Here is an 11,849-nt window from a genome sequence, read left to right as displayed (position 1 = left end):
GTTAATCCGAGGATTCCCATTACGAAAATAATTATTCGTGCCTCTTTTTGCTTTCGCACTCTATCCTTACTCGAAGCAAGCACTATAAACATTCCCTAGGTTAAAGAGTTCGATCAAAGTCTGTTGAGCTTCTGGTCCAGCCTTTTTTGCAGCCCGCTTAACGGCCCGCGAAACTGCCGTCTTAAATGGTACTTTTGCTCTCCGCTGTGCATCGTAAACACGCTTGAAAGTCTTTGCAAACTTAGTTGCACCACCAGCAGCTTTCAGAGCCGTACGGACTTTCGTAATCTTAAAGATTGGAAGGTTTGTCACGATGGCAAGGCCGATAGCACTAACACAGCCGACTACTCCAAAAGTGGTAATCGCACCTGACTCTGAGTGAAATCCATCTCCCAGTCGCGCTTTGAGCCAAGATTGCGCTACAGCATCTCCGGCTTGAAGGACACTCTCAGGAATCTCTTCAATCGCTTTAAAAGCAGCTAATAGCTGATCCTCCGATAATACAGGGGCTGGTGTGGTGCGTTGTGTGCCGTGAGAAATTTGTTGAGACGATGGTGTGTACTCGCTAAGTGGCGTGGCATTAGCTACTCCGCCAAATGCTAATGACAACGCAATTGTGCAGGTACTAGCAGTCGTCAGCTTCACAAATTTTCGAAGATTCATGGTCTTCATTCCTTTCGTCGTGCTGTCTTGATTGACGGCGGGTAGTGCAGCTTGGGAATCTGGACTACGGCCTCCTCTTAGAGACAAGAAAAATGTTAAGTTAGATAACCCTTAGCGTCAATAATGTTCATAAAAAATTCTCAACACCAATAGACCGCGTGACTCGTACACCGGCCGGCTCGTATCCGCGCCGCCGCCTCGGTTTGTTCCATCTTTAGCCTTAGCACTTCGTTGTGCGAGGTAACAAACTCGTGCCCGGCAAACCCGCAACTGAACGCCACATTGACGAGATTGAAGACAGCGAGCACGTCCTCCCAGACTGGCGTCCAGCCCACGACCGCAAACCTTTGGAAGATCTACGCAACACACAGTAGCCACTGGCTTGGCTTGCCGTTGCGTCCTAAACTGCGTCACTAGGCTCTCAACTTCACCCCAGCATATGGGTTACGCGTTCCGCTTTGCGACCTGAACCACTGCCCAGCCGTCAGGCAATTCCCACACATAAAACGTGGCGGGCAGGTCCGAAAACCTGCCCGCCACAAGGACACTACTTAGTTAGGCGCCGAAGACGGCGCGCAGGGCAAGCACGCCTCCCGCGCCCAAGATGGCTGCGACCGGAACCGTAATGACCCATGCGAGCGCGATCGGCTTCATGAGCTTCCAGTTAGCGGCCTTGTTGACAATGCCCACACCCAAGACAGCACCAATCAGGATGTGCGTCGAAGAAACCGGCAGGCCCATAACCGATGCCAACATCACGATACCCGCCGCGGAAAGCTCCGCCGCGAAACCGGACGCCGGGTGCATCTCAGTCAAGCCAGAACCAACGGTCTTGATCACAAAGCGGCCGATGAACCACAGACCGACAATCAGCGCGACGCCGGCGGTCAGCATCACGGCAGGCGGAACCCCGGCCTCGTCGTTGATCTGACCGGTTTTGAGAACATCGAGGATCGCCGCGAACGGACCAATCGCGTTAGCGATGTCGTTAGAACCATGGCTGAACGCAAACGCGGACGCCGTGAAAACCTGCATCCAGCTGAACAACACAAACGTCGAACGCGAAAGATCATGCTTCTTGAGCGAACGCGCGAAGATGAAAACCGCCATCCACACAGTCGCTGCGATCATCCCGAGAATCAGGAAGTTACCGACCGAGCTGAGCTCAAAATTGAGGTTCTTCAACCCCTTGAACAGCATCATCGAACCGATCACAACCGCGCCGAACGCCGCGAGCAACGGAACCCAGGTTTCAAGCGCGCGGTGCGCTTGAACCTCCCGAGCGCGGGTCTCTACGCTGTGCAGGTCCCGGTAATACTCAGACTCGAGCTCTTCCGGGTCCAAGTCCTCACGCTGATACACCGAAGCGTCACGGGCCATCGCGTTCGTGTAGGAAATCTTCTGCAGCTCGTCGAGCCGCTCAAAAGCCTTCTTATGGCGGGTACGCAGCTCAGCACGCTCACGCCTGAGCTCACGCAGCTTCACATCCACCTGCTCGTTATAAACCAGGATGTGCTTCTTGATCTGCCCGAACAGAACCCACGCAACAATGCCGCCCAGCAGCGGCGACAACACCCACGAGAGCACGATCTTTCCGATCTCGCTCCACTGCACCATTTCGAAGCCACCGGTGCCGGTCGCGAAACCCAACGCGAGCGCCGCGCCAACAATACCGCCAACAATCGAGTGCGTCGTCGAAACCGGCCAACCCATGCGGGAAGCAACCAAAAGCCAGATCGCCGCGCCGAACAGCGCCGACATCATGATGAACACAAAGTCCATCGGCGCAAGATCGATCGCGTTGAGGTCTACGATGCCCGAACGCACCGTCTCCGTAACCTCGCCGCCAGCGAGCACCGCGCCACTGACCTCGAAGATTGCAGCGATGATGAGCGCCTGTTTCATCGTCAGCGTTCCCGCGCCAACACTGGTACCGAACGAGTTCGCGACGTCGTTACCGCCGATGTTGAACGCCATGAACAATCCGAAAAGGATCGTCAGAACGAGGACGGCCTTGTTCGCGCCCGGATCAACATAGGTGAAGGACCAGCTCATAAACACCGCGAGCGTGACGGCCATGAGAGTTCCGAAAGACAGATGCCACCACCGGTCTGGGCCTAAGAAACCGTGTTTGCCTGGAAGCGCTGAAGAATCTTGTCGAGGTTTGAGTGACTGCGCCATAGAAAGCCTTTCCCCAGAGCTGGGATGCTCTAGTGGCAATATCGTGGCGCAGACGGTTGAAATACAGGGCAGGAATACGTGAACACCGCGTGACAAGCTGGTGCGGACTAGATCCAACCGTTCGCTTTAGCGAGGTGGGCGGCCTCAAACCTGTTAGCTGCACCCGTTTTCGCCATAATGTTGGAAATGTGGTTACGCACCGTGCCAGGGGATAGGTGCAAGGCTTTCGCGATCGCGGGTGCGCTCTTGCCTTGGAACAGTTGCTGACACACCTCAGATTCCCGCTCGCTCAAGGGATTATCGGGTACCAGTAAGCTGTCACGTGCCAGGGTTGGGTCTATCACGCGCAACCCGGAATGCACTCGCCGGATCGCGTCCGCCAACTCATCAGGTGGTGTATCTTTGACGATGAAGCCGTCCACACCCACCTTCATCGCCCGTTTCACATACCCGGCTTTACCGAACGTCGTCACAATCAGGCAGCGGCACGGATGCCCAGCCAACTTCTCGGCAACATCGAGGCCGTTGAGGCCAGGCATCTCAATATCCAGTAGCGCCACATCAATGGGTTGTTGCTGCACGAGGTCTATAGCCTCGGTCCCTGTAGCGCATTCCGCGACAACCTCGATGTCCGTCTCCGAACCCAGCAACGCAACCAACGCGCCGCGTACCAGGGACTGGTCCTCAGCGATCAACACACGAATCCTGTTCATTCGCTCGCCTCCTGCACCACAGCGCCGTCACGCATCAGTTCGCTATCGCCGCTCATCGTGATCAGAACCCTAGTCAGCCCGTGCTCACGGCGCACGATGAGGCGCCCGCCAGCGGCCTCAACCCGCTCACGCAGCCCAGCCAGACCGCCCTCGCGGTTCTGCACGGTATCGGTGCTGAACCCGCTGCCGTCGTCAGTCACCTGCAGCTTATCTGCGTTCACGCTGACCCAGCAGGTGTTCGCACCGGAATGCCGGACCACATTTGTGGTCAGCTCACGCAAGCACCACGAGAACACAGTCTCGTGCTCACCCGCCGGCGTCAGACGTTCCGGAAGATGCGCGGTGATGCCCTTCGTCTCCAGAGCCCGGCGCGCCCCCTGCACCTCACCTGCGAAGGTTGGCGTGCGCATCTGGGTGACCGTCGCGCGAACCTCCGCAAGCGCCAGTCGGGACAGCTCAGCGATCTCCTTGAGCTCCTTCTCCGCCTGCTCGGCGTTGTTATGAAGGGCCCGGCGCGCAACCTCAGACTTCAGATTGATGACAGTGAGAGAGTGCCCCAGAAGATCGTGCACGTCGGTAGCGATGTTTTCCCGCTGCTGAGCAAGGTCAAGCTCATGCTGCAACTGATAGCGAGACACATCGTACTGACTGAAAACACCCACCGCGACCAACAGGAACGGCGTCGCGAACAAGACCAGCGATGACCAGCCAAGATCCTCCGGCGCTACAAACCACACCGCGAGAGTGCCAACAACACCAGTCGCGGCCACGATGGGGAGCGACTTCCTCCACGGCACCGAGAACCCCAGCATCGCTGCTAGATACGGCGCGTAACTGATCACACCTGTCTTGATGACTGGAACGCTCGCCAACGCAATCACCAGCAAGACGGCCCACCGCAGCATGGCCCGAGAGAACTGACTCCAGCCGCTCGGATGGCTCTCCATCGAGCCGAACGCCCAGAAATAGAAGGCTGAAAAGACGGCCACGCACGCCGTCATCCACACCTTATCCCTGGCGCTATAGCCCGCCCCCAAGTAAACCTGGACCAAGACCGCGGCCAGGAAAACGAGCCATATCGCGGCGAAGATCGCGTTGTTGAGCTGGAAGTTTTTGAAAGGGTGCATCAGCTTCGGTTCTTGTCGCGTTTGCGCATCATCAGGCAGAAGCCCACGAAGATCGCCGTCCATACCGAGATGCTAACCCAGGCGTGCCACATCGGCTCGTATGTAAATCCCATGCCAGCTACCTGCCCGCCCTCGGCCAGCGGCCACCGAACCAGCATCATGGCGCCATACATCGGGGTGAACCGGCCAATATCCAGCAACGCCCCCGTCAATGGCATGAACATGTTGGCAGCGAAAGCGATGATCACAATGGAGCCGGTAGCGATCCCCACCGTGTTCTCTTTAGGGACCACGAGCGTCCACGCCAAGCCATAAAAACCGAACGGGATCGAACACAGAACGCACGCAATGAACGTCAACGCCCACTGTTCGGGCTGCATTTTCGCGTTCGTGAGGGCCCCGACAATGAATACCGCGGCGATCGGTAACACCGCACGCACAGCGATACTTACCGTGTTAGCGAAAGCTAACTGCCACGGGCGTAGGGGAGTCAGAGCGAGCTGCCGGCCCCACCCGCTACGGCTATCCGTCACGGATGAACCGGCCGCACCGACCGCACCAACCACACCAGCGTAAAAAGCCATGCCCAGCATCACGTACGCGGCGAGGTTACCGCCGTTCATCTCCTGCTCACCGTAGCTCTGCAACGCGCCAAAGATGAGGTAAAAGAAGATCGGTAGCCCGACGCTGAAGAAGATCGTGGTCATGTCCCGGCGCAGACGCAACAGCTCATGCCCGGTGAACCTCAACGTAGTGCTCAACATGTGCTTAGTCCTCCTCGTTGTTCTGGGTCTGGCCGCTGTTCTGCGTCAGGGCGAGGAATGTGTCCTCGAGGCCGTGGCTTGTCACTTCAAGGTCACAAGCGTCAGTTTCGGTCAGTAAGTACCGGGCAAGCGCATCGGAATCCTGGGTTGTGATGTGCACACGGTTGCCGTGAGCCTCAACGCTTTCCGCGCCTGGCAACCCCGATAACTCCGGGACCCCGCCTGGGAACGTGGCGCTCACCGTGCGGTTGGAGCTCATGTTTCGCAGCTCATCGGTGGTGCCGTCCGCGATGACCTCGCCCTTGTTGATCAGCACGATGCGTTGGGCGAACTGGTCTGCTTCCTCCAGGTAGTGGGTCGCGAAGATGATGGTGCGGCCCTGCTCAGCCTGATGCTTCATGGACTCCCAGAATCGATGGCGAGCGCCGGCATCCATGCCGGCGGTCGGCTCGTCAAGAATGAGGACGTCCGGGTTGCCGAGAATCGCCAACGCGAAACGGATCCGCTGCTGCTCACCGCCGGAACACTTGCCGACGCGGCGTTTATAGATCGGTTCCAGATGCGCCTGCTCGATAACCTCATCCAGAGGCAGATGGCGCGGGAAGGTCGAAGCGATCATCTTCAACGTGTCCTTGACCGTGAGGTCGCTGAGCAGGCCACCGGTTTGCATGAGGGCGCTGATCTTTTGCTGATACACCGCTTTTTGAGGGGCCTGACCCGTGACCTTGATAGACCCGGACGATGGGGTGGTGAGCCCCAGAATCAGGTCCACCAGCGTGGTCTTGCCGGCCCCATTAGTGCCCAGCAGGGCAATGATCTCACCGGGCTGGACCGTGAGGCTAACGTCCTTCAAAGCGTGCACGGGATTGCCTGAACGCGCGTTGAAGGTTTTGTTCACTCCGCGCAGTTCTATAGCTGGGGTGAGTTCTATAGCGGGAGAATTCTGTTCCCTCGTCAGGTGTGTTCTCTTCATGCAATTCACGCTAATGAGCCAGCGAGGAACGCACGCATAGCAGGTGTCACCACTTACCCATGACAGTTGTCATGGGCCGCGAACACAGCAGAAGGCCGGTTCCCTCGAAACATGAGGGAACCGGCCTTCTGGCTGTGTCTATACCGGGCTTAGCCTTCGAGCTTACGCAGCGCTTCGAGCTGCTCCGGAGTCAAGTCCTCGTCGATCTTGCCACCGCTAGCCTGCCCGCCGCCAGCCTGGGACTCAACAGCCTTAGGTGCGCCCTTGCCAGCGCCATGCTTGAGGGCAGCGAGACGCGCCTCAACCTCAGTCTGTTCGCCGAGGTCCTCAAGCTGCTCAAACTGCGAATCGATCGAGGATGCGTGCAGTTCCTGCTGGCCGCGAACCTGTGCCTCCTGGCGGCGGATCTTCTCCTCGAAACGGGAGATCTCGCTGGTCGGATCCATGATGTCGATCGAGCCGAGAGCCTCGTTGACCTTGCTCTGAGCGTCAGCGGACTTCTGGCGGGCAACAAGCTGGTTGCGTTTAGTGCGCAGCTCTTCAAGCTTGTTCTTCATCTGAGCAAGGCCGTTCTTCAGCCGCTCAACCACATCCTCCTGAGCCTTGATGCCCGGCTCAGCGGCCTTCACATCGTTCTCAGCAGCCATCTGCTTCTGCAGTGCAACCTTGGCGAGGTTATCGAACTTATCAGCGTCCGCGGAATTACCCTGAGAACGGAACTCATCAGCCTTATTCGACGCAGCGAGAGCCTTCTGGCCCCACTCCTGAGCGGCCCTAACGTCAGTCTGGTGGTCCTCTTGAGCCAGGCGCAAGTTACCGATCGTGGTCGCGATAGCCGCTTCAGCTTCGCGGATGTTGTCCGTGTAGTCGCGGATCATCTGATCCAGCATCTTCTGCGGATCCTCCGCGTTGTCGATCATCGCGTTGATGTTCGCACGGACCAACTGGCCAATACGGCCAAGGATCGACTGTTTCTTTGCCATGGTTCTCCTTCAATGATGATGGCGGAAAGCTGATGAATGATCAGACGAGAAACATCCAGATTTCAGACTAGTGTGCTTCTTGATCGATGAGTAGAGGCCGCGGCGCAAAGTTCGCTAGTGGCACGAAAATCGCCAGCGTCAACGCGCATTAATGCGCGGTTGCTAACGCCCCAGGGCTGCATCAGTACGGGCGGCGGCGTCTGGAATTGCGCCGGTTGTCGTTGGGGTAACCGTAACCGAACGTGATGCGCGGAACCCCGTTGCGTGAACCGGAGAACGTCGGGTTGAAGATGTTATAGACGCTCTCAAGCGGGTCATCTTGATCACTACGGCTGGCGGTTTCCGCCTCGGCGTTACGCGCTGCAGCCTCAGCGAGCTTGAGCGCACGGTCAGCGTGCTGAGCCGCCGTCACTGGGTCAGTAGCGCGCATATCCATCGCCTGGTTCAAGAACCGTTGCGCCTCAGAAAGCCGCGTGCGAGTGGTGGAACCCACCTTGTTGCGGTTCGCGCGAACATAATCCTCAACAGACTCGATACGGGCAGCAGCACGGTTCGCCAGATCATCCAGGCGCGCCTGAGCGCCCGCACGCTTCTCATCTTCCGACTGCGCTTGGCCGAGCGGATCACTCAACGCATCATGCGCGGTTGCCAGCTCATCCGTCAACGCAATCGGATCATGCGGGCCAGCATCCATTTGGCTATAGATCTTCTTGATCACCCGGTCCAAACGATCAGCCGGGCCCTGCAACGCGGAACGGCCAGCATCCACCATCGCCCGTGCCGCATCGATATCCTTCTCAGCCTGATGAATATGCTGCGGCAACTCCTGCTGGGCGGTAGCCAGCCGTTGCTTGACCGTCTCAACACGAGTGACCAGGGCCTCGGCATCCACCTGCGCGGTTTCGGCTTGAACAATCGCAAGTGCCGCGCTCGGCTGGTTCCCGGAACCCCACGCGGTACGGGCATTATTCAACGCTGCAGAAAGGTCTTCCAAACGGCCCGTTGCCCGCTTGACAACACCATCCACACGCTCACGAGCGCTTGCGGTGTATTCCTGTTCGATACCACCCAAATTCGCTTGGCCCTGCTCGAGCCGGCCCACTAGCTGCATCAACGCGGCATTGAGCTCATCGATACGCTGCGGCGCATCATGTTCCACGTTACGGAGCTGACTGAACTCGTCAGCGCGAGCCTGCAACGTGTCGATAGCTCGTTTGGTGCGCTGCAGGATCTCCTCAAGCCACGCGTTCTGATCCTGCGGGGAATCAGGGGTGTCATCGTCAAGTAACTGCTGCCGCTCGAACGCAGCAGACAAATCAGCACGGGCCTCATCCAATGATGCGCGGAAAGACTCAACTTTCTCCTCACCATAGGCAGCGACCGCGAAATCAACCTCCTGGCCTGCGGCACGAACCGCCTCATCGGCGGCGATCAAGGCAGCGGAGGCGTCCTTACGTTTAGCATCCAGCTGCTCAGCGGACAGAACCTGCGGCGCATCCTCCGGCACGCCACCCACCGGCAGGCCGGTAGCGCCCCAGCCTGGCGAGTTCCGCCACCTCTCACGCCGCTCCCTGCGCGCCTTCGAACCCTTCATGTTGAAAACAACGGCCGTGATCACAAACCCGATAATGAAGAAAATCAACAAGCCGAACAGAGACGAACTTGAAGCGGTACGTTCAAAACTATCCCGAATCACGGCATCCTGCGCCGCGTTGAACTGAGCTGGAACAGCGTGCGATGCGAAGGCCTGTGCCGCGGTCACGGTCGAGGAATCAAGCATGTCGATGAGAAGCGCCATATTCAAAGTTTTCCACATAACGGCCCCTCATCAAGCATTCTTTCGGTGAGCTTCAAGAAACCGCGGATTGACCGTCCAGCCGCTTTTCAGGGGATATCGCTACTCTGTTCGTAGAAGTTTTGATCATCTCTATGAGAAAGCCCGCAGATGTCTAATTCTTATCCAGCCGGCCAACAGGGCTACCCCGGCAATCAGAACCAGCCAGGCCAGCAACATACTCAGCCGCCTCCACCAAGCCCCGGCCCGCAACAGCAACAAGAGCCGGTACAGACTCAACATCCAACGCAGACTCAGCAGCCAACGCAGACTCAGCAGTCGCCGCAGACCCAGCAGTCGCCGCAGTATTACACGCAGCAGCTGGGTCAGCAGCCACATGAGTCGCAACCGTCTGGTGGGCGTAAGAAGAAGCAACGCGGCACATCGCGGCGTCCCGGTTGGGGGATCGTTGCGGGGGCTTTGATCCTGGGTGCTGTTGCAGGCGGCGGCGCCGGCGCGGGTGTGGTTGCATTCAACCACTCTGACTCCGGACAGAACCCCGCCGCGAACAGCCCTGCCGCGCAACAGGCTTATCAGGAACAGTTCGGTGGTGACCCCAAGTCCGCGACCCCGGTTTCACTCGCGGCAGCAACCGCGATGCCATCCGTCGTCACGATCTCCGCAAGCGATGGCAAACAGTCCGGCACAGGCTCGGGTGTGTTCATTTCTGAAGACGGCTACGTACTCACCAACCAGCACGTCGCAACGCTCAGCGGTGCTTCAGATAAAGCGACCATCGAGGTCCAGACCTCGGACGGAACAACCTATCCAGCCAGATTGGTGGGCCAAGACCCGCTCTATGACCTCGCGGTTGTGAAGATCGATAACCCTGGGGATACGAAATTCACCCCGATCAAGTTCGCTGATATGAACGATGTGAACGTGGGCTCGGAAGCGGTCGCGATCGGTGCGCCGTTGGGGCTTCCGAACACGGTGTCTACCGGCATTATTTCTAACCGTGAACGCTCGATCTCGATCGCATCTTCGGCGGTCAAATCGACCCCGGAAGATGACCCCAACAATAAAGACCTGCCGGAGTTCCGGATCCCCGGGCAAGAACAGCGTCAGCAACCTTCCGGGCGTATCTCGATCAACGTGTTGCAGACTGACGCCTCGATCAACCACGGTAATTCCGGTGGGGCGCTCGTCAATGACAAGGGCGAGCTGATCGGGGTGAACGTAGCGATCTACTCGCCAAGCGCCCAATCCGGTTCTATCGGCCTTGGTTTCGCCGTGCCAGGCGACATCGCCCAGCGTGTTGCCCAAGAGCTCATGAGCAACGGTAAAGCGACCCACGGCCAGCTCGGTCTGATGGCGCGTGCTCAGCCTTCAAACGCGGGCCGTTCCACGATCTTCACGGAAGGCGCGGTGGTTTCCGAGGTTGTACCTGACTCACCGGCTGCGAAAGCAGGCATCCAGAAGGATGACGTCATCACCAAGGTGAACGATAAACGCATGAATGACGCCGTTGACCTGACCGCGACCATCCGTTCCTACCCGGAGGGCGCTACCGTCAAGGTGACAGTCAAACGCAACGGCGAGGAACACACCATGGACGCCACATTGGGTGGCACTGACGCATAAATCAACGAGCGCATTCGCATCAATCAGCCAGCGTGGACGCCTACTTTCTGGCTGCGGGATGCCACGATGCGGGCGGTGGCTTATACGATGGACTACGGAAGGCATCGTATAAGCCACCGTTTTTTGTTCATCGAGAGCAGTTTGTGTTCATTGCGAGCAGGAGTGAAAACATGAGTACAGCCGAGACGAGCCCACAGCATGTGATGGTCTTGGTCAAGTACGTTCCTGATGCTCAGTTTGAGCGGCAGTTCGATTCGGAGAACCGCCTGGTTCGTGAGGAGTCGATCTTGTCTGAGCTGGATGAGAACGCCATCGAGGCGGCTGTCGCGTTGTCTGAGGCTGCTGGCGGGGACAAGGTGTGCCCGGTCACTGTTGTGACGATGGGCCCAGACGGAGCTAAAGCCGCGTTGAAGAAGGCCCTGCAGATGGGAGCAACACGGGCCGTTCATGTTCTGGATGACGAGTTGGCTGGTTCTGATGCGTTGTCGACCTCTCGTGTTTTGGAGGCCGCGATCCGGGGCGAGAACCCGGATGTTGTGGTTTTCGGCATGGAATCCACTGACGCGGAGATGGGTGTCATGCCTTCCCTGGTCGCCGCGCGTCTTGGCTGGCCGCAGCTGACGATGCTGGATTCGCTTGAGCTTGATGCGGGCCAGTTGCGTGGCCGCCGCCAGGGTATCGGCGAGGTGCTTGAGGTTGCTAGCGGCTGGCCGGTGGTGGTTTCGGTTACGGATCAGGCTAATGAGCCGCGCTACCCGAACTTCAAGTCGATGCTTGCCGCCCGGAAGAAGAAGACGGACACGGTCACGCTTGCGGATCTCGGCTTGTCTGCTGACTGGGTGGGGGCGTCTGCGGCCTCTGCTGTTGTGACTGCTGCGGAACCGGTTCCGGCACGTAAACCGGGCCGTGTGATTGTTGATGATGGTGCAGCTGGTGAGGCGCTGGCTGAGTATTTAGCTGAAAATAATCTGCTCTAACCCTCGTGCGCGGCAGGCGGGGTGTCTGCGGCCGGCAGAGTTTCTCGGTA

General features: G+C 58.3%; 11 protein-coding genes. 3 read left to right on the top strand and 8 right to left on the bottom strand.

The features are described 5' to 3' along the window. Window positions 1–66: 66 nt before the first annotated feature. A complete protein-coding gene (locus HMPREF3160_RS09590; RefSeq protein WP_218078865.1) occupies window positions 67–663 on the bottom strand; it encodes a hypothetical protein in 597 nt (198 codons plus the stop codon). Window positions 664–896: 233 nt separating this feature from the next. Here HMPREF3160_RS09590 and HMPREF3160_RS09975 point away from each other — a divergent pair, with 233 nt between their 5' ends. Continuing rightward, on the top strand, window positions 897–1,037 hold the full coding sequence (locus HMPREF3160_RS09975) for a hypothetical protein (RefSeq protein WP_176744695.1): 141 nt from the start codon (window positions 897–899) through the stop codon (window positions 1,035–1,037). Between the two features lie 181 nt (window positions 1,038–1,218). On the opposite strand, the gene HMPREF3160_RS03935 is transcribed toward HMPREF3160_RS09975, so the two are convergent. The 7 genes from HMPREF3160_RS03935 to HMPREF3160_RS03905 form a co-directional block, all read right to left on the bottom strand. Next, window positions 1,219–2,844, bottom strand: a complete 1,626-nt coding sequence (locus HMPREF3160_RS03935; RefSeq protein ID WP_070507149.1) for an inorganic phosphate transporter — start codon at window positions 2,842–2,844, stop codon at window positions 1,219–1,221. Between the two features lie 107 nt (window positions 2,845–2,951). Beyond that, a complete protein-coding gene (locus tag HMPREF3160_RS03930) occupies window positions 2,952–3,557 on the bottom strand; it encodes a response regulator transcription factor (protein WP_070507147.1) in 606 nt (201 codons plus the stop codon). Then, complete coding sequence (locus HMPREF3160_RS03925) at window positions 3,554–4,747, bottom strand: sensor histidine kinase (protein WP_218078954.1); 1,194 nt, start codon at window positions 4,745–4,747, stop codon at window positions 3,554–3,556. The genes HMPREF3160_RS03930 and HMPREF3160_RS03925 overlap by 4 nt, the downstream gene beginning before the upstream one ends. Then, complete coding sequence (locus HMPREF3160_RS03920; RefSeq protein ID WP_218078953.1) at window positions 4,684–5,448, bottom strand: ABC transporter permease; 765 nt, start codon at window positions 5,446–5,448, stop codon at window positions 4,684–4,686. Before HMPREF3160_RS03920 ends, HMPREF3160_RS03925 begins: the two co-directional genes overlap by 64 nt. Before the next feature lie 4 nt (window positions 5,449–5,452). Then, a complete protein-coding gene (locus tag HMPREF3160_RS03915) occupies window positions 5,453–6,421 on the bottom strand; it encodes an ABC transporter ATP-binding protein (RefSeq protein ID WP_083285395.1) in 969 nt (322 codons plus the stop codon). Window positions 6,422–6,570: 149 nt separating this feature from the next. Beyond that, on the bottom strand, window positions 6,571–7,404 hold the full coding sequence (locus tag HMPREF3160_RS03910) for a PspA/IM30 family protein (protein WP_052048207.1): 834 nt from the start codon (window positions 7,402–7,404) through the stop codon (window positions 6,571–6,573). A gap of 181 nt (window positions 7,405–7,585) precedes the next feature. Then, the gene (locus tag HMPREF3160_RS03905; protein WP_141739816.1) at window positions 7,586–9,220 is read right to left on the bottom strand and encodes a coiled-coil domain-containing protein; all 1,635 of its coding nucleotides are present in this window, start codon (window positions 9,218–9,220) and stop codon (window positions 7,586–7,588) included. A gap of 129 nt (window positions 9,221–9,349) precedes the next feature. Here HMPREF3160_RS03905 and HMPREF3160_RS03900 point away from each other — a divergent pair, with 129 nt between their 5' ends. Next, on the top strand, window positions 9,350–10,822 hold the full coding sequence (locus tag HMPREF3160_RS03900) for a S1C family serine protease (RefSeq protein ID WP_070507142.1): 1,473 nt from the start codon (window positions 9,350–9,352) through the stop codon (window positions 10,820–10,822). 170 nt (window positions 10,823–10,992) lie between these two features. After that, window positions 10,993–11,799 carry an electron transfer flavoprotein subunit beta/FixA family protein gene (locus tag HMPREF3160_RS03895; protein ID WP_070507140.1) on the top strand — a complete coding sequence of 269 codons (807 nt, stop codon included), beginning with the start codon at window positions 10,993–10,995 and terminating at the stop codon, window positions 11,797–11,799. The last annotated feature ends 50 nt before the right edge of the window (window positions 11,800–11,849 follow it).

Origin of the sequence: Arthrobacter sp. HMSC06H05, assembly GCF_001807395.1 — a bacterium.
Lineage (GTDB): Bacteria > Actinomycetota > Actinomycetes > Actinomycetales > Micrococcaceae > Pseudoglutamicibacter > Pseudoglutamicibacter albus.
The sequence above is the reverse complement of the archived record's forward strand: the minus strand, read 5'-3'. Positions and strand labels throughout refer to the sequence as shown.